Source organism: Halomonas litopenaei, assembly GCF_003045775.1.
Taxonomy (GTDB): Bacteria; Pseudomonadota; Gammaproteobacteria; order Pseudomonadales; family Halomonadaceae; genus Halomonas; species Halomonas litopenaei.
Genome location: NZ_PXNS01000007.1, coordinates 1 through 18,374, shown reverse-complemented (window position 1 = coordinate 18,374; position 18,374 = coordinate 1). Strand labels below are relative to the sequence as shown.

The 18,374-nt window shown below is 62.8% G+C and carries 11 protein-coding genes; 6 read left to right on the top strand and 5 right to left on the bottom strand.

Annotated features, from left to right (window positions below; translation table 11 throughout):
- Window positions 1-34 precede the first annotated feature (34 nt).
- Window positions 35-2,611 (bottom strand): leucine--tRNA ligase, encoded by a 2,577-nt coding sequence (gene leuS / locus C6W88_RS13410; protein ID WP_108132825.1) that lies wholly within the window; start codon window positions 2,609-2,611, stop codon window positions 35-37.
- 231 nt (window positions 2,612-2,842) lie between these two features.
- Between leuS and C6W88_RS13405 the strand changes: the two genes are divergently transcribed.
- The gene (locus C6W88_RS13405) at window positions 2,843-3,355 is read left to right on the top strand and encodes a zinc ribbon-containing protein (protein ID WP_045992653.1); all 513 of its coding nucleotides are present in this window, start codon (window positions 2,843-2,845) and stop codon (window positions 3,353-3,355) included.
- Between the two features lie 56 nt (window positions 3,356-3,411).
- Here C6W88_RS13405 and C6W88_RS13400 read toward each other — a convergent pair whose 3' ends face one another.
- Together C6W88_RS13400 and C6W88_RS13395 are read right to left on the bottom strand one after the other, a co-directional pair.
- A complete protein-coding gene (locus tag C6W88_RS13400; protein WP_375038110.1) occupies window positions 3,412-4,737 on the bottom strand; it encodes a hypothetical protein in 1,326 nt (441 codons plus the stop codon).
- A 24-nt stretch (window positions 4,738-4,761) separates the two neighbouring features.
- Window positions 4,762-5,667 carry a LysR family transcriptional regulator gene (locus C6W88_RS13395; RefSeq protein ID WP_108132824.1) on the bottom strand — a complete coding sequence of 302 codons (906 nt, stop codon included), beginning with the start codon at window positions 5,665-5,667 and terminating at the stop codon, window positions 4,762-4,764.
- A gap of 265 nt (window positions 5,668-5,932) precedes the next feature.
- Here C6W88_RS13395 and leuC point away from each other — a divergent pair, with 265 nt between their 5' ends.
- The 5 genes from leuC (at window position 5,933) to C6W88_RS13370 (ending at window position 11,235) form a co-directional block, all read left to right on the top strand.
- The gene (leuC, locus tag C6W88_RS13390) at window positions 5,933-7,378 is read left to right on the top strand and encodes a 3-isopropylmalate dehydratase large subunit (protein ID WP_045992651.1); all 1,446 of its coding nucleotides are present in this window, start codon (window positions 5,933-5,935) and stop codon (window positions 7,376-7,378) included.
- Window positions 7,379-7,381: 3 nt separating this feature from the next.
- Window positions 7,382-8,035, top strand: coding sequence for a 3-isopropylmalate dehydratase small subunit (leuD, locus tag C6W88_RS13385; RefSeq protein WP_045992650.1), 654 nt, complete (start codon window positions 7,382-7,384; stop codon window positions 8,033-8,035).
- Window positions 8,036-8,129: 94 nt separating this feature from the next.
- A complete protein-coding gene (gene leuB / locus C6W88_RS13380; RefSeq protein WP_108132823.1) occupies window positions 8,130-9,200 on the top strand; it encodes a 3-isopropylmalate dehydrogenase in 1,071 nt (356 codons plus the stop codon).
- 127 nt (window positions 9,201-9,327) lie between these two features.
- Window positions 9,328-10,440: an aspartate-semialdehyde dehydrogenase gene (gene asd, locus C6W88_RS13375; RefSeq protein WP_045992648.1), complete on the top strand. Its 1,113-nt coding sequence runs from the start codon at window positions 9,328-9,330 to the stop codon at window positions 10,438-10,440.
- A gap of 207 nt (window positions 10,441-10,647) precedes the next feature.
- Window positions 10,648-11,235, top strand: a complete 588-nt coding sequence (locus tag C6W88_RS13370) for a uracil-DNA glycosylase family protein (protein WP_108132822.1) — start codon at window positions 10,648-10,650, stop codon at window positions 11,233-11,235.
- 113 nt (window positions 11,236-11,348) lie between these two features.
- Here C6W88_RS13370 and C6W88_RS13365 read toward each other — a convergent pair whose 3' ends face one another.
- Complete coding sequence (locus C6W88_RS13365) at window positions 11,349-12,899, bottom strand: hypothetical protein (protein WP_108132821.1); 1,551 nt, start codon at window positions 12,897-12,899, stop codon at window positions 11,349-11,351.
- 742 nt (window positions 12,900-13,641) lie between these two features.
- Entirely contained in the window at window positions 13,642-18,330 is a 4,689-nt protein-coding gene (locus C6W88_RS13360) for an Ig-like domain-containing protein (RefSeq protein WP_407920553.1), read from the bottom strand.
- Between the last annotated feature and the right edge of the window lie 44 nt (window positions 18,331-18,374).

Below are 18,374 nucleotides of genomic sequence, written 5' to 3'. Positions count from 1 at the left end.
CTGACGCGGCGGGCGAGACGCCCGCCGCGAGCTGTCAGTTGGCGACGATGTTGACCAGCTTGCCCGGCACCACGATCACCTTGCGCAGGGTCTTGCCGTCGGTATGGCGCTGGACGTTGTCGTTGGCCAGTGCCAGCGCTTCGACGGCGGCCTTGTCGGCGTCGGCGGGCACCTCGAGGCGCGCGCGCAGCTTGCCGTTGACCTGCACCACCAGCTCGATGCTGTCGCGCGCCAGGGCGCTTTCGTCGAACGCCGGCCAGGTGGCATCGATGACCGCGCCGTCATGGCCCAGTGAGCGCCACAGTGCGTGGCAGGCGTGGGGCGTGATCGGTGCCAGCAGCAGCACGCAGGCCTCGATCGCCTCGCGGCTGACCGCCAGGCCCTGAGGGCTGGTATCGCCGAACTTGGCGATGGCGTTGGTCAGCTCCATCACCGCGGCGATGGCGGTATTGAAGGTGGTGCGGCGGCCGATGTCGTCGCCGGCTTTCTTGATCGTCTCGTGGGTCTTGCGGCGCAGTTCGCGCTGGGCGTCGTCGAGCGAGGCGATGGCGGCGGCATCCAGCGCTGCCGGCGTACCGGCCTCCAGATGCTCGGCGACCAGACGCCACAGCCGCTTGAGGAAGCGGTGGGCGCCCTCGACGCCGGAGTCGGACCACTCCAGTGACTGCTCCGGGGGGGCGGCGAACATCATGAACAGGCGCACGGTGTCGGCACCGAAGCGATCGATCATGGCCTGGGGGTCGACGCCGTTGTTCTTGGACTTCGACATCTTCTCGATGCCGCCCATCTCCACCGGCTGGCCATCGCTGATCAGGGTGGCGCTGAGCGGGCGTCCCTTGTCGTCACGCTTGACCTCGACGTCGGCGGGGTTGAACCACTCCTTGCCGCCGTTGGCCTCGGGGCGGTAGAAGGTCTCGGCGATCACCATGCCCTGGGTCAGCAGGCGCTGGAACGGCTCGTCGGAGTCGACCAGGCCGAAGTCGCGCATCAGCTTGTGGAAGAAGCGGGCGTAGAGCAGGTGGAGGATGGCGTGCTCGATGCCACCGATGTACAGATCCACCGGCAGCCAGTAGTTGGCACGCTCATCCAGCATGGCCTCCGGGTTGTCGGCGCAGCAGAAGCGCGCGTAGTACCAGGAGGACTCCATGAAGGTATCGAAGGTGTCGGTCTCGCGGGTCCAGCCATCGCCCAGATCGCTGAACGCCGGCATCTTCTTGAGCGGCGAGCCGGAGGCGTCCACGGTGACCTCCAGCGGCAGCGCCACCGGCAGCTCATCGTCGGTGAGCGGCACGGTCTGGCCCTCGGGGCCGTACTTGACCGGAATCGGCGCGCCCCAGTAGCGCTGGCGGGCCACGCCCCAGTCGCGCAGGCGGTAGTTGGTCTTGACCTCGCCGTGGCCGTCGCGCTCGAGGCGGCTGGCGATGGCGTCGAAGGCCGCCTGGAAGTCGAGGCCGTCAAACTCGCCGGAGTTGATCAGGCTGCCGTGCTCGACCCAGGCGCCCTGGGACAGGTCCGGGGCCTGGCCGTCGGCGTCGGCGATCACCGCGCGGATCGGGAGTTCATACTTGGTGGCGAACTCCCAGTCACGCTGGTCGTGGCCGGGCACCGCCATCACCGCACCGGTGCCGTATTCCATCAGCACGAAGTTGGCGACATACACCGGCACACGGTCGCCGGTCAGCGGGTGGATGGCCTCGAAGCCGGTGGCCATGCCGCGTTTTTCCATGGTCGCAAGCTCGGCTTCCGAGGTGCCGCCGTGGGAGCACTCCTCGAGGAAGGCGGCGAGTTCGGGCTTGTCCTCGGCGGCCTTGATCGCCAGCGGGTGGCCGGCGGCCACCGCCACGTAGGTCACCCCCATCAGGGTGTCGGGGCGGGTGGTGTAGACCCTGAGCGGCTCGTCGCCATCGACGTCGAAGGCCAGCTCGACCCCCTTGGACTTGCCGATCCAGTTGCGCTGCATGGTCTTGACCTGCTCGGGCCACTCGACCTTGTCCAGATCCGCCAGCAGCTCATCGGCGTAGTCGGTGATCTTCAAGAACCACAGCGGGATTTCCTTGCGCTCCACCGGCGCACCGGAGCGCCAGCCACAGCCGTCGATGACCTGCTCGTTGGCCAGGACGGTCTGATCCACCGGGTCCCAGTTGACGGTGGACATCTTCTTGTAGACCAGGCCTTTCTCCACCAGCTTGGTGAAAAACCACTGTTCCCAGCGGTAGTAGTCGCTGTCGCAGGTGGCGAACTCGCGATCCCAGTCATAGGCGAAGCCCAGCGCCTTGAGCTGGGCACGCATGTAGTCGATGTTCTCGTAGGTCCACTTGGCCGGCGGTACCTGGTTCTTGATCGCGGCGTTTTCCGCCGGCATGCCGAAAGCGTCCCAGCCCATCGGCTGCATCACGTTCTTGCCCTGCATGCGCTGGAAGCGGCTGACCACGTCGCCGATGGTGTAGTTGCGTACATGCCCCATGTGCAGCTTGCCGCTGGGGTAGGGGAACATCGACAGGCAGTAGAATTTCTCGCGATCCTGATCCTCGATCGCCTTGAAACACTGGTTTTCATTCCAGAACTGCTGGGCGTCGTGTTCGATTTCGTGGGGCTTGTACTGGGCGTCCATCGCGGTCTTCGAGTACCTTGCAATCAAGGCGCGCCCAAGGCGGCGCGCAGGGTATGGGTATCGTCCGGCGGCAGGGTTGTGCAGAATCAAGGTTGATGCGGCCCTGTCACCGGCGCGGCAATGATGCCCGCAAGGATACCCCAGCAGCCCGGGGTCCGGCTATGGTGGGCCGCCAGTGTTCCGTTCGGGTTACCCCGAGCGGTCCTTGTCTGCATCAAGGAGGACACCGTCATGAGTGATCAACATTCTTCGTCCGGCGAACATCGTCTGCGCGACGGCTATGAGCGGGTACTGGCCCGGCTCAAGGAAGGGGCCGAGGACCTCACCTGGGACAATCTGCAGAAGGATCTCGATGACGCCGTGGAGTTCGAGGCGGAGCTCGAGGAGTACACCAAGGACGAACTGGCGCTGCTCAGGGCCTGGGTCGAACGTGATCTCAAGGACATGCGCCGCTACCTGGCTGCCGGCGGCGAGGGCGTGGCCAGCTGGCTCGGCATCGACCTGACCATCCTGTCGCGCAAGGTGGTCGACTCGCTCTTGTCGATCGCCGATCGCAGCGTGATCGAGCGCGAGCAGCTCGAGGACGACCTCGAGGCCTCCCGTGCCGATTACACCGCCGGCGAACTGGCGGCGCCGGGACGCATGTCCTGCGTGCACTGTGACGCCGTGGTCGAACTGCACGGGGTCAAGCGCATCGAGCCCTGCCATCAATGCGGCCATCGCTACTTTGGGCGTGTTGGCTGACGTCCGCCGACCGCGCCGTCGGCGCAATATCAGGTAGCAATCGTCTGGCGTGCGGCTCAGGCCGAGACGGCCTGGGCCAGGCAGGCGATTGCCACCAGCACCAGCGTCGACATGACCAGAGCGTAGTGTAGATTGTGCTTCATCATGCGATAGCCACTGATCCCGTAGCGCCCCTGCAGTGACAGGTTGATGCCCGACAGCGGGCCGACGGCGGTGCCCACGCCCCAGGATGCCAGGGCGACGAAACCGAACAGGGTCTGGTGGGGGCCATCCAGATCCAGCATCGAGGCCAGCACCGAGATGCCGATGATCGGGTGCAAGCCGGCGATGGCGCTGGCAACGATGGCGACATAACTCAGCATGGCGGGCCCCACGCCAAAGTCGGCAAACAGCGTCCAGTCACCGTTGGTGGCGGCGGCGACCAGGATCGAGAGTCCCTTGGTCAGAAGTCCCGCACACAGAAACAGGGTGATTTCGCCGCGCATGCCCGGCAGTCGGTAGTGGAGGTGGCGAACAAGGCGTTCACGGGTCGCTGCAGCGCCCCTGGCCAGGTTGGCGGCCAGCGCCAGTGTCGGCATCAGGAAGGTGATGATGCTGACGATGGTCAGAGACGGTGTGATGACGTAGTGAAACACCATCACCAGTCCGGCCACGCTGGCCGGCATCAGCAGACTGCGGGGGGACAGTGAAAAGCCGGGGACCTCGCTGACGTCGAAGCGGCGTGACAGTTCGAACACGCTGTAGAGGCCGCCGGCAAAGGCCAGCGGCAGTCCGGCGGCCAGCACCGTGGTGTATTCAAGCGATGGAGCCAGGGAGACCGCCACGCCCATGGCGGCGAAGAACGGCGACCACATGGCGGCGCTGGAAAGCCCTCGGTTGAGCCCCAGTAGTTGAACGTCGAGCAGACGACCGCGGCGTTCCAGGCGATCGCCGACCATGAACACTGCGGACAGGTTGAGGATGGCCCCGAGCAGCTGCACCCCCAGCCAGGTCCCGGCCAGACCTCGGCGCCCGGTCACCGGTTCGCTGTTGGGTGGCCCCTCCGAGGGGCGCCCGATCAAGGCGATAAAGCTCACCCCTACCAGCATGGCCACCACGAAGGCGTTGCCATCGAGCAAGGTGGTGATGTCGGGGGTGGCGTCGAAGCCCACCACCGCCAGCACCAAAAAGGCAAGCCCCAGCACTGCCAGCACGCCGGCCTGCCACTGATTGCGCCGGGGAATGTCCGGCCACATCAGCAGGCTGGCGGCCCACAAGGGCAGGCTGACGCTCCAGCTCGGCAGTCCGTCGAGGCACAGGCCCGCGATCTGCGTCAGCAGGCCCGCCAACGTCAGTGCGCCGGCCAGGCGGTGTCGCGGTGGAGGGAGAGGCATGCGGGTCATTCAGACGTCCCTGTGGTGGTGCGCTCAAGGTGAGGCGGGGTTTGCCACGGCTTCCTGGTCGAGGCATTCGAGCAGCGAGCGGGCGGCGTTGGACAGGGTGCGGTCGCGGTGCACCAGGTAGCCGAGCGGGCGCTGTATCGCAGGCTCCTCGAGGGCCAGTCGGACCAGTCTTTGGCTGGCGATGTCCCGCTCGACCATGGGGTCGGGCAGCAGACTCCAGCCAAGTCCTGCCGTGGCCATCATCTTGAGGGTTTCCAGATAGTTGGTCGACTGTCCCACCCGCGGCGCCAGACCGTGCCTGGCCAGGCGCTCGAGGATCAGCTGGCGGGTGAAGGTCAGTGGCCCCGGCAACAGGGCGTCATGCTCGCACAGGGTCGCCAGGGTTACGCGGCTCTCCCGCGCGAGCGGATGCTCCGGGGCGGCAACGAAGGTCATGTCGTCGACCCACACTCTGGTGGCGCGAAGCTGAGGGTCGGGGTGGGCTGACAGGGTCACCAGGGCCACCTCGATATCGCCGTCTAGCACGCCCTGGTAGGCCTGCTCGGAGTCGAGAAAGCGCAGGTCGAGGCGCACCTCCGGGTAGCGCTTGACGTAGCTGCCCAACACCGGCGGCAGCCGGTGCAGTCCGATATGATGGCTGGTGGCCAGGGTCAACTCGCCGCTGACCTCGTCGCTCAGGTTGCTCAGGGCCCGGCGGCTGTCGTCGACCATGACCAGGATCTGGCGTGCCCGCGGCAGCAGCAGCCGTCCGGCTTCGGTCAGACTGACGCGGCGGCCGATGCGGTCGAACAGGCGGGCGCGCGTCAGCGCCTCCAGGCTGGCGATACGCTTGCTGACGGCCGGCTGGGTGAGGTGCAGCTGCTCCGCCGCGCGGGAGAAGCTGCCGCTGTCGGCCACGGCGAGAAAGGCCTGCAGGCTCTGGGTATCCATGGCAGTGCTCCCGGGGCGGATGACGAGGAAAAGTGGCGACGGTTTGCCGGGTAATGATGTATTCCACTTGGGAATCGTTTGAATAAATAACATGAATTGATTTTATTGGCGAGTGGCGCGACACTCGATCTATCCCATCCCCGGGCAAGGCCCGCGGGACCGGCAAACGACCGTTTTCGATCAATCGAGAGGGGCGGCTTCAGAACGACCGACAGGCCCACCGCCAGCGTGGCGCCTGGAGCCAAGCCCCCGGAGGAGACACCGCATGGCAGGCCAGACACTCTACGACAAGTTGTGGCGGCAGCACCTGGTCAAGGAGCGCGATGATGGCACCGCGCTGATCTATATCGATCGTCAACTGCTGCACGAGGTGACCTCGCCCCAGGCCTTTGAAGGTCTGCGTCTGGCCGGGCGCAAGCCGTGGCGGCTGGACGCCAACCTGGCGACGCCGGACCACAACGTACCGACCACCGTGAAGGAACGTTCCGAGGGCAACAGCGGGATCAAGGATCCGGTATCACTGATCCAGGTGCAGACGCTTGATGATAACTGCGAGGCCTTCGGTATCGAGGAGTTTCGCATCAATGACCCGCGCCAGGGCATCGTCCACGTGGTCGGCCCCGAGCAGGGTGCGACGCTGCCGGGCATGACCGTGGTGTGTGGTGACTCCCATACCGCTACCCACGGCGCCTTTGCCGCCTTGGCCCATGGCATCGGCACCTCCGAGGTCGAGCACGTGCTGGCCACCCAGTGTCTGCTGGCGCAGAAGATGAAGAACATGCAGGTGCGCGTCGAAGGCGAGCTGGGCGAGGGCGTCACCGCCAAGGACGTGGTGCTGGCGATCATCGGCGAGATCGGTACCGCCGGTGGCACCGGCTACGCCATCGAGTTTGCCGGCAGCGCCATCGAGAGCCTGTCGATGGAAGGTCGCATGACGGTGTGCAACATGGCCATCGAGGCCGGAGCTCGGGTCGGCCTGATCGCGGTGGACGACACCACCATCGAGTATCTGGCCGAGCGCCCCTTCGCCCCCAGCGGCGAGCAGTGGGACGCCGCCGTGGCCGACTGGCGCGAGCTGGTCTCCGATGCCGACGCCGTGTTCGACAAGGTGGTGACGCTGGACGCTGCGTCCATCGAGCCTCAGGTCAGCTGGGGCACCAGCCCCGAGATGGTCACCGGTGTCAGCGGTGAGGTCCCGGATCCCGCCGAGGCCGATGACGACACCGCGCGCACCGGCATCACCCGGGCGCTTGAGTACATGGGGCTGTCACCGCGCCAGAAGATCACCGATATCCGCCTCGACAAGGTGTTCATCGGGTCCTGCACCAACTCACGCATCGAAGATCTGCGTGAGGCGGCCAAGGTGGCCCGTGGTCGCAAGGTCGCCGACAGCATCCAGCTGGCGATGGTCGTCCCGGGCTCCGGTCTGGTGAAGCGTCAGGCCGAGGAGGAAGGGCTCCACAAGGTGTTCATCGAGGCCGGCTTCGAGTGGCGTGAGCCCGGCTGCTCAATGTGTCTGGCGATGAACGCCGACAAGCTCGGTGCCGGCGAGCACTGCGCCTCCACCTCCAACCGCAACTTCGAGGGGCGTCAGGGTTACGGTGGTCGCACCCACCTGGTCAGCCCTGCCATGGCCGCCGCTGCCGCCATCGCCGGCCACTTCGTCGATGTGCGCCAGTTTGATTCCACCACCGCTCGCCAGGAGGCCTGAGCCATGCAAAAGTTCGAACGCCTCGAGGGTCTGGTCGCGCCGATGGATCGGGCCAACGTCGACACCGACCTGATCATCCCCAAGCAGTTTCTGAAGTCGATCAAGCGTACCGGTTTCGGCGTCAACCTGTTCGATGAACTGCGCTACCTCGACGAGGGCCAGCCCGGTCAGGACGTCAGTCAGCGCCCGCTGAACCCGGATTTCGTACTCAATCAGCCGCGTTATCAGGGGGCCCAGGTGCTGCTGGCACGGCGCAACTTCGGCTGCGGCAGTTCCCGTGAGCACGCGCCCTGGGCGCTGGAGGACTTCGGCTTCCGCGCGGTCATCGCGCCAAGTTTCGCCGATATCTTCTACAACAATGCCTTCAAGAACGGCATCCTGCTGATTACCCTGCCTGAAGAGCAGGTCGACCGGCTGTTCGCCGAGGTCGAGGCCAACGAGGGCTACCGTCTCGATATCGATCTCGAGCACCAGCGTGTGGTGACCCCTGGCGGCGAGATCCTCGAGTTCGAGGTGGACGCCTTCCGCAAGCACTGCCTGCTTGAAGGCCTCGACGATATCGGCATCACCCTCAAGGACGAGGCCGCCATCGCCGATTTCGAGGCGCGTCATCGCACCGCTCGCCCTTGGCTGTTCCGCGAGCCGGCCAAGGCGTAGACCTGTCTGTCATCGACAGCTGGCCCCGCCCGATGGCGGGGCTTACGATTCTCTCGATCTTCATCTTTCTGCCAGCTTTCAGGAACCCCATCTCATGACCCGCAAGATTCTTGTCCTTCCCGGTGACGGCATCGGCCCCGAGATCACCGCCCAGGCCAGCCGCGTGCTCGAGGCGCTCAAGGCCAAGGGGCTCGACGTGGACGTGGAGGAAGCGCTGGTAGGCGGCGGTGCCTATGACGTCCACGGCGAGCCCTTGCCCGAGGAGACCCTGGCCAAGGCGCGTGCGGCGGACGCCATCCTGCTGGGGGCCGTAGGCGGCCCCCAGTGGGACACCATCGAGGACCTTTCCAAGCGACCCGAGAAGGGGCTTCTGGGGCTGCGCAAGGAGCTGGGGCTGTTTGGCAACCTGCGCCCGGCCATCCTCTATCCGCAGCTGGCGGAGGCCTCGACCCTCAAGCCCGAGGTGGTGTCTGGGCTCGATATCATGATCGTGCGCGAGCTGACCGGCGGTATCTACTTCGGCCAGCCCCGCGGCGTCGAGGAGCGTGACGGTGAGCGCGTCGGCTTCAACACCTACGTCTACAGCGAGAGCGAGATCGAGCGTATCGGCCGGGTGGCCTTCGAGATGGCGCGCAAGCGTGACAAGAAGCTTTGCAGCGTCGACAAGGCCAACGTGCTGGAGGTCACCATCCTGTGGCGCGAGGTGATGGAGCGGCTGTCCGCCGAGTACCCGGACGTGGAACTGTCGCACATGTACGTGGACAACGCCGCCATGCAGCTGGTGCGCGCGCCCAAGCAGTTCGACGTGGTGGTGACCGGCAACATGTTCGGCGACATCCTGTCCGACGCCGCCGCCATGCTGACCGGCTCCATCGGCATGCTGCCGTCGGCCTCGCTCAACGAAAGCGGCCAGGGCATGTACGAGCCTTGCCACGGCAGCGCCCCGGATATCGCTGGCCAGGGTGTCGCCAATCCGCTGGCCACCATCCTCTCGGTGGCGATGATGCTGCGCTATTCGCTCAACGAGCCAGCCATGGCCGAGCGCATCGAGGCTGCGGTGGGCAAGGTGCTGGATCAGGGCCTGCGCACCGCCGACATCGCCTATCCGGGCACCCGCCAGGTGTCCACCAGTGAGATGGGGGATGCGGTGCTGGCGGCGCTTTAACGCCTTTGTTAGTGGTGCTGGCGCCCGGCAATCGGGCGTCGCCCATCCTGACTGTGCCGGTGGCATCTGAAAGGTGCTGCCGGTTTCTGTATAATGATTGCCTCACTCGATTTCTGGAGGACTTCACATGTTGAAAGTCGGTTTCGTCGGTTGGCGTGGCATGGTGGGTTCCGTGCTCATGCAGCGGATGGTGGAAGATGGAGATTTCAACGGCATCGAGCCGGTCTTCTTCACCACCTCCCAGGTCGGTCAGGCCGGCCCCGACGTGGGTGTGGACGTGCCTCCGCTGAAGGACGCCTTCGACATCGAGGCGCTCAAGGCGCTGGACGTGATCATCACCTGCCAGGGCGGCGACTACACCAAGAAGGTCTATGAAGACCTGCGCGGTGCCGGCTGGAAGGGCTACTGGATCGACGCTGCCAGCACCCTGCGCATGAGCGATGACGCCACCATCGTGCTCGACCCGGTCAACCGCAAGGTGATCGACGCTCAGCTCGACGCCGGTGCGCGCACCTTCGTCGGCGGCAACTGCACCGTCAGCCTGATGCTGATGGGCCTCGGGGGCTTGTTCGAGGCGGACATGATCGAGTGGATGACCTCCATGACGTATCAGGCCGCATCCGGCTCCGGCGCCAAGCACATGCGCGAGCTGCTCAACCAGATGGGCGGCCTGCGTGACAGCGTGGCAAGCGAGCTCAAGGATCCGGCCAGCGCCATCCTCGACATCGACCGCAAGGTCACCGAGGCGATGCGTACTGGCGCCATCCCCACCGACAACTTCGGTGCGCCGCTCGCCGGCAGCCTGCTGCCGTGGATCGATTCCAAGCTGGATAACGGTCAGAGCCGCGAGGAATGGAAGGGCTACGTCGAGACCAACAAGATTCTCGGTCGCCAGGACAGCCCGGTCCCCATCGACGGTCTGTGCGTGCGTATCGGCGCAATGCGCTCTCACAGTCAGGCGTTCACCATCAAGCTCAAGCAGGATGTGCCGCTCGACGAGATCGAGGAGCGTATCGCCAGCCACAACGAGTGGGTCAAGGTCATCCCCAATGACAAGGACGCCACCATCGATGGGCTGACGCCGACCGCCGCCACCGGCACCCTGAGCATCCCGGTGGGTCGTCTGCGCAAGCTGAACATGGGTGGTGAGTACCTCAGTGCCTTCAGCGTCGGTGACCAGCTTTTGTGGGGCGCCGCCGAGCCGCTCAAGCGCATGCTCAAGGTACTGCGCGAGCGCTAAGGCAAAGCACTATCGGTTCGTCGGGGCGCCTTTTGGGCGCCCCGACGTCGTTCAGGGCCTCTGATGTGCGGGCCCATCGCGTTGTTTACATGATCGATCATCAGCGGAGCAGGGCGCTTGGGCAAGACCACCGTTCGTTCATTCGTCAGGCGATTGCGCAGGCGGCCGGATGGGCCAGACGTTGCCAATCCCTGGCGCAAGAAACCATTGGCCGACAACCTGACGGCCTATCTCGAGCTGATGCTGGAACACGCCAGGGAAACGACCGCCGCTGGCCGGCCCAGACTGCTGCTGGTGGCCGAAGCACTGGGCTTCAAGGGTGGTGGCGAGACGGGTATCCCATTGTCGAGTCCAGCACTACTTCGCTCTTGTAAGCATCCCTTTATCGAGACGCTGAGGCCGAACCTCGCCCTGGTGCCGGAGGGCGGCAGCGAAGCCACCGCCACCATCGCCTGGGAGTGCTTCGCTCGTCTTGGGCTGACGCCGCTGGTGTGGAACGCCTTTCCCTTTCACCCCCATCAAATAGCGCGGACGCACAGCAACCGCGCGCCACGCGCAGCAGAGCTACGCGAAGGCATCGACTGGCTCAGGCGGCTGGATCAGCTGGTCGCTGCCCACTCGACGCCGACGATGGTGGCCGGGGTGGGGCGAAAGGGCACCCTGGCGGCCCAGGTTGCCTTTCCCGAGCGCGAGGTCGTCGCCCTGCGTCACCCTTCCTACGGCGGCAAGGCCGAATTCGAGCGCGGCCTCAGGCAGCTGATGAGTCGGCTGGATACTGCCGACCCTGCTCGCTAGAAAGCGCTCCCTACAGCGAGACCGCTCGATTGACCTGCTTGCAGGGCGCGGTCTGACTGTGTGTCAGTCACAATTCGAAAGGTCGATGAGCCAAGGCACTTCTGGTTCACGCCTTAGATATCGGCAGGGATCGTCGTATCCTCCAGCAGAGTGCGCAAATCCTCGTTGATCGTTGGAGCCATCTCGCTATCGAGAGAGGTCTGCGCCGTTATCGGCGAGGGACTCGGATCATCGGCCAAGATGGGAGTGATGGCGAGGTCAGTGAGTTTGCCAGCGCTCTCGCTGTCATCGAGTAGCTCGGCGATATCGAGTGGCTCGGCTGCGGGAGTGTCCTGGTTTGATCGTCCCTTCACCGGCGAGTCATCGTTGATGCGCACGAGCAGCTCACCCAGGGCGCTGTCGCCGTCGCTGTCGGTGATCCGGTAGCCAAAGCTTAGATCCAGATTGTCCTCGATATTGACCCCACCATGGTCCAGCGGGCGAGCCAGGGTGACGCGGTAGGTACCGTCCTCCACGTCCAGCAGCTCGACGTGAAGTGCTGTCCTGCCATCGGCGTCGAGTCCGGTCAGCTGCTTGCCCTCAGCGCCTGGCTGCCAGTCGATCCTTGTGCCACCGGACCGGATATCAGGAAGGTTGTGGGTTTCCCAGACAACGTCGCCGGCGCCGTCGTCTCCAAAGTCGTAGCCGAGGTTGCCCATTGCGACGGTTGCTTCGCCGGGTATGTCGCCGATTCCACCAGGCTCGCCCCCCGGCAGGCCATCCTCATCGAGCAAGGCAAGTGGCGATGAGGTTGCAAGGTCACCATCACTCAAGGGCGTCGTTGGGCGATCGTCAGACAGTAGTGCTGCATTGACGCTGATGCGACCCTCGCTTGCCACGCTATCGCCATCACCATCGGTGGTGACAATCTGAAAGACCAGCTCTGTGTCTGAGGTGATGTTGGGGCTCGCGTCCAGGGTGAAACTGCCGTCCGAGTTGACCGTCAGGCTTCCCTGTGGAGTAAAGATGCGTTGATCCAGGTCGAATTCGGTGGTGCTGCCGGCCAGGGTCACCTTGGTGGAACCGACGCCATCGGCGCCGCCCCGCTGGCGCCAGAAGCCGGTCACGTTGTCGCCAGCGTCCACGGCGACGGGGGAATCGATGGTATTTGTCGGGGAGTCATCGTCAACCACGATGCCTACCCTGGCAGATGCTTGATTGTTCTGGCTGTCGCGAATGGTGTACTTGACCGAGAAGGCCAGATCATCCTCGTTACCTGTGATGGGATGATCCAGTGGTGCGCGCAGGGCAAGGCGATAGGCCCCGGTATCGATATCGGTAACGGTCAGGTGCAAGACGGTCTGGCCGTCCAGGGTCCTGGCTGCCAGGGTCTTGCCGCTGGGTGAAACAACGTAGTGTAGCGCTTCGCCCTGGGACGACAGGCTCGGCAGGCCGCTGGACGACCACGAGAAGGGCGCGAAATCTGCCGCTCCCAGGCTGCCAAAGCTGTAGGGGATGGTGCCGGTGACCACCGTCGCAGACCCGCCAAGGTCGCTCGGGCCTTCGAGATTACCGCCGGGAAGTCCATCCTCATCCACGCTGGCGACCGTACTGATATCGTCTTCTTCCTCGAACGGGGGCGACAGGATGGGCACGGCAACGAAACTATCCAAGCCAGATTTCATGGTAAAAATCCTTGCCGGTAAGTGATGAAGGGTGTTTGCAGGGAATCCGACGCTCTGGCGAATATGAAGAGTATGCTGAAGGAAGAATCCCCGCACCCAGTCGCCTGCTTCTATCCTCATGGGCAGGGGTGGCTATTGGTTAGGGGAGGGATGCTTTGGTAGTAATACAATCAGTGGTATAGGCAGACGTCAGAAGCAAAAATGTCAAGAATGAGAGGTTTTTATGTCATTGTCGTAAGAGGGATCGATAGCGACGGGTGTGACAATGTACTAGAGGAAAAAGCATCGATCTCGTACATCGCGCCTTGTCTTGAAGACCGAAAGCCGGAGGCTGCTGGCTACATTCAACGCGGTCATGCCCAGACTCGAGGAGAAATCGATTGCGGCCGTGTCGAAGAAGCGGAGGTTGCTTCAGCTCTGGGGGTGCGAATTGGAGAGCTACGTCTGAATCCTGAAGACCGAGGTTATTCACCTGAATCCGTTCGCCACGATGGAACCGTCGCAGCAGGCTTGCATCCAGTGCACCCATGGTGACAACCACGAACGCCTCATGCGGAAACGAAAAGCCTGAACCCTGTACACAACAGGACTCAGGCTTTGAGCGCCGGCTGAACGAGATGGCCAGCCATTGTGGGTCTGGTCATACTTGTCGACGCTATTTTCAGTTCTTTCCAATGCTTGCCATCGGGTTGTTGTCAGTGGGTGGGCGGCGGGCCGCCCACCCCGTTTTCCCTCCGTTGCCCTAGTCGACCTTCAACTGGCCATCGTCGAGCAGGTTCTGCAGGAAGGTGTCCCCATCTGCTCCCATCTGAACGCCGATCAGAACGACCACCTGGTCAGCGTTGCCGCCTCCGGCGGCGAGGTTACCCTCGCTGCTGATGGACAGCACGGTGTCGTCTCCGTCCTGGCTGGCCTGCAGGTAGTTTGCGAGGTTGTTCTCGTCGGCACCCTGGAGAAGGTCGGCAAGATCGAGCCGATCGGCATCGGCATCGACGCCAAACTCACCGACGGTGAAGTCGGTCACGGTATCCCGTGCCGGCGTGGCCGCGCTACCGGCATCATCCAGCCCCCAGGCAAAGACATCGGCTCCGGAACCACCGGTCAACTGATCGTTATCGCCACCACCGATCAGCAGATCGCTATCACTACCACCGAGTAGTAGATCGTTTCCGCCGCCGCCGATCAGAATGTCGTCGCCCGCCCCACCGGATAGCTGATCGTCACCACCATCGCTGCGCGATCCGCTGGCCAAGGCATCGACATTGTCCCGGATAAAGGCGGCCGTCTCATCCCTGGTGGGCTCGGCGCCATTCTGCGTGGTCAGGTAGTCGACCAGTCCGACAAAGCCACTTCCGCTCTCTCCTCCGACACCCGCCGGGTTGATCTCGTCGCCAAAAATTACGTCGTCGCCGGCACCGCCGGCCAGAACGTCATCGCCGAGATCCGCCGGCTGATCGAAGGACGAGCCACCGTCCAGCGCCGTTGCAAACTCCTCGGGGGTGCCAATCATGGACACCTCACCGGCTGGCACAAGCTGGTCGTCTGTGTAGCTTTGAAGATCGAGTGAGATATCCTGAACGTACAAGGTGAAGAACTCCCCTCTAGCGTTCTCCACCTCGAACTGTAGCCTATAGGTTCCTCCTTCCAGCCCGTTGGCCACAATCTGATTAGTACTATTGTTGATATTGCCCGAGCGAAATCTTAACCCCGTGGCAACGGCATCCCAGCCTCCCTCATCATTTTGCGTCTGCAGCTCCCAGGAGAAGTTGTCGTTTATATTTCCTTCCTGTTCCAGGTCGTTTGCGGTGTCGGTCACGAAGTTAAATGACACGCTATAGAACTGGTTGACACCGGCAGGTTCATTCACGACGAAAGCGTCACTGGTGACGATCGTGCTGCCATCACCCGTGCCATTGTCCCGAATGCGTAGATAGGTGCCGATCGAGCTACTGTCGATGGTCACTCCACCATCAGCCGTCTGCAGCGCCCAACTATCGATGGATGCGAGTCTTCCCGTGTCTCCCGTATTAAAGGTGGCAAGAAATTCCGCATCGCCTACCGATGTGCCGGCATCCAGGGGAATGGGCACCATTTTCAACTCATCATTCGAGGTGTTGTCGAAAATCTTCAGAACCTCAAGATTGGCGTCGTCGCCAACCCCGATCGCCTCCACCCGACTGATGGCTGCCAACGGTTGGTATCCTTCGATTGAATTGACAATATCTTTCAGAGTGGTGATATTCCCTGCATCAGATACACCAATATTACCATTATCATTATGAGATACAGGGTCTCCATCTGTCATGAAGTAGGCAACGTTGTTGAAACCTTCTTGACTAACAGTCGTTATCCAGTCGTTAGCGACATTAAACGCTTGCTCATAATTGGTTGAACTAATAACCACTCGACTATCGAGAAATTCATTGACGCCATCCAAGTCCGCTACTGATAGATCATTAAAATCTATCGAAGGAGAGAACTTTCCACCAAACGTCACGATCTGGGCATTGATCGTTCCTTCGAAAGTAGCCAGTTCGGTAAGCTGGGCTCGTAGCGCTTCGATGGCTACCTTGAAGCGTGATTGCCCGTTTTCCAAGATTTCTCCCATGCTTGGTGAAACGTCGAGAATAAAGGACACATTGTAGTTCTGCGCAGGTTCGAGCACGGTATGGGTACCACCGGCATCGCCGAGAATTACGTCGTCACCATTGGCACCGGTGGTGCTGTCATCGCCGCTACTTCCCACGAGCAATTGGTCGCCATCCGGAAAAGCCAGCGTCAGAGTGCCGTCGGTTGTACCGCCGTCGCCGTCAGCATCTGTGCCCGTCAGACCCACTTGAAGATTCCCCGGCGTGACCTGGTCAATCGGCTCATAGCTAAAGTCGCCAAGGGAAAAACCTCCGATATAGGCGGGCGGAGGCGTTGTACCATCGATTTCCAGCGCTTCGAACGGGACCTCACTTTCCACGATAAAGCGATATCCGTCCAGCATCCCATCAACCGTCACGCTACCATTGGTATTCGCCGTCAGGATGACTTGATCGGTAACATCGACACCACTGGCGTTGTAGACAGTAATAGCCGAAGCGTCCAGGTCAATGACGGTATTGTGCTCCCCCCTTTCGTTTGAAGGCTTGCCACTGGTCTGCGACGCATCATCGTAGTCGAATATTGAAATCATGAACTTTGAAGGATTGCCGTCACGAACATGAATTTCTTGTTCGAACCTGGTTATACCTTCATGTTTTTGCCAGCTTGGTTGATCGTTGCTATTAAATGAGAGCTGACTAACAAAGTCATAACGCACCGTTTCGCCTTCATCCACAACGCTGCTGCGAAATGACAGAGAATTACCGTCGTTGTCATTGACACCATCGAAAGGTGTACCAGCATCGCTATCACCATTTCTCCTGCCAGACACCAGTACGTCGCTGTAGGCATTGCCATCAGGCCTATCAAACTGGTAGTACGGTGTGCCCCAGTCTTGGCCGTTATAGATGATGAGACTACCTACGGGCTCTCCATTGGCGATGCTATGGCGGCTACCAAGGTCAATATCCTTGTTGAACAGATCCACGCTGTAGCTGCTGCCATCATCTGACAGGGTCAGGGTGATGGTCGTGTCGCCATCGCTACCATCATCCGGTCGTGTCACCGCATTTAGCGTCTTGCCATCCACCGACCTCTCCCAATAGAGCGCCTCCCCGTTGAGATACAGTGGGTTGCCATTGGAATCGATCACCGCTGCTGATGCGCCGGGGGCGGCAAACTCTACCTGCCCAGCGCCATCGGCACCAGCTCCCTCACTAAAGCGAACCTCGCCAGTCTGGCCAGACTGCAATAGCGCTTGCTCCGCCTCCCAGGATGCAGGTGTATCATCATCGACCACCACCGAAAGGAAGCCATTTGCCTGGCTGCCATCGGCATCGGTAATGGTGTAACCAGCGAAGAAACCGAGATCGTTCTCGCCATTGCCCGGGGAGTGCTCGAGCGGCTGGTGCAGCGTCACCTGATAGGTGCCCGAGGCCTGGTCGGTCAGGGTGATGGTGATTACCTGCTCGGTGCCGCCACTACCATCGCTGGCAAAACCGACAATGGTGCTGCCAGCGTTGCCAAGCGTGAACGTTATCGCACGACCATCCGCGGTCTCGAGATCGGATGGCAGGCCGGCAAGGCGCCAGGTGAAGGCACCGTTGGCTGCAGGACCATCGGTGCCAAAGCTGTAGCCTAAGGTGCCACTGGCGACGGTGTTCTCGCCTGCCACGTCACCGACGCCACCGGCTATGCCGCCAGGCAGGCCATCTTCATCAACGACAGCAGTGGGGTTGGTGGTGGTTGGGTCGCCATCGCTATCGGGGGTGGTGGGGCCAGTGCCACCGTCGGCGACTGCCACATTGAGGCTACCGCCGACCGTGCTGCCGTCACCGTCAGTGGCGGTATAGTCGATGGTGGCGTTGCCGACGAAGCCGGGGTTGGGCGTGAAGGTCAGGCTGCCGTCCGGGTTGACTGCAACGGTACCGACTGTCGCGCCACCCTGAACGGTGGCACCGGTTAACGCGCCTTGACCATCGGCGCCGAACTGGTCGTTACCGAGCACATCGACGGTGACGGTGCCATCGTTGTCGGTGGTGGCGCTGTCAGCGTTGGCCACCGGCGTGTCGTCATCGACCGTGATATCGATACTGCCGGAGGCGCTGTCACCGACGCTGTCGGTGATGGTGTAGCCGACGCTGAAGTTGATGTCGCTCTCGACACCGGGGTGGGAATGATCCAGCGGCTTGGCCAGCACCACCTTGTAGTTGCCGTTGGCAACGTCGGTGAGCTGGACGGAGATGACACGGTTACCCGCGTTGTCAAAGCCGACCAGCGAACGACCATTGCCGCTCAGCGACCAGGTGACCGGGCTGCCGCCGGAGGTCAGGACGGGGAGGCCGGTGGTGTTCCAGCTAAAGCTGCCAGGGCCGTCGCTGCCAAAATCGTAGCCCAGTGAGCCGGTGGCCGCAGTCCGTTCGCCGGCCACGTCATTGATGCCACCGGCGATGCCGCCAGGCAGGCCGTCTTCGTCGAGTACCGCCTTGGGGGGCGTGGTGTTGGGATTGCCATCGGTTTCCGGCGTGGTGGGGCCAGTGCCGCCGTCGGCGACTGCGACATTGAGGCTACCGCCGACTGCGCTGCCGTCACCGTCGGTGGCGGTATAGTCGATGGTGGCGTTGCCGACGAAGCCGGGGTTGGGCGTGAAGGTCAGGGTGCCGTCGGGGTTCACCGCGACGCTACCGACACCCGCGCCGCCCTGGACGGTGGCGTTGGTGATGCCGCCGGGGCCATCGGCGCCGAACTGGTCGTTGCCGAGCACATCGACGGTGACGGAACCGTCGTTGTCGGTAGTGGCGCTGTCGGCGTTGGCCACCGGCGTGTCGTCATCGACGGTAATGCCGATAGTGCCCGAGGCGCTGTCACCGACGCCGTCGGTGATGG

Bases quoted from the DNA above. Each gene is read 5' to 3' on its own strand.
- leuC (WP_045992651.1), top strand. From the start codon at position 5,933: ATGGCAGGCCAGACACTCTACGACAAGTTGTGGCGGCAGCACCTGGTC.
- C6W88_RS13395 (WP_108132824.1), bottom strand. From the start codon at position 5,667: ATGGATACCCAGAGCCTGCAGGCCTTTCTCGCCGTGGCCGACAGCGGC.
- leuD (WP_045992650.1), top strand. From the start codon at position 7,382: ATGCAAAAGTTCGAACGCCTCGAGGGTCTGGTCGCGCCGATGGATCGG.
- C6W88_RS13400 (WP_375038110.1), bottom strand. From the start codon at position 4,737: ATGACCCGCATGCCTCTCCCTCCACCGCGACACCGCCTGGCCGGCGCA.
- leuS (WP_108132825.1), bottom strand. From the start codon at position 2,611: ATGGACGCCCAGTACAAGCCCCACGAAATCGAACACGACGCCCAGCAG.
- leuB (WP_108132823.1), top strand. From the start codon at position 8,130: ATGACCCGCAAGATTCTTGTCCTTCCCGGTGACGGCATCGGCCCCGAG.
- asd (WP_045992648.1), top strand. From the start codon at position 9,328: ATGTTGAAAGTCGGTTTCGTCGGTTGGCGTGGCATGGTGGGTTCCGTG.
- C6W88_RS13365 (WP_108132821.1), bottom strand. From the start codon at position 12,899: ATGAAATCTGGCTTGGATAGTTTCGTTGCCGTGCCCATCCTGTCGCCC.
- C6W88_RS13405 (WP_045992653.1), top strand. From the start codon at position 2,843: ATGAGTGATCAACATTCTTCGTCCGGCGAACATCGTCTGCGCGACGGC.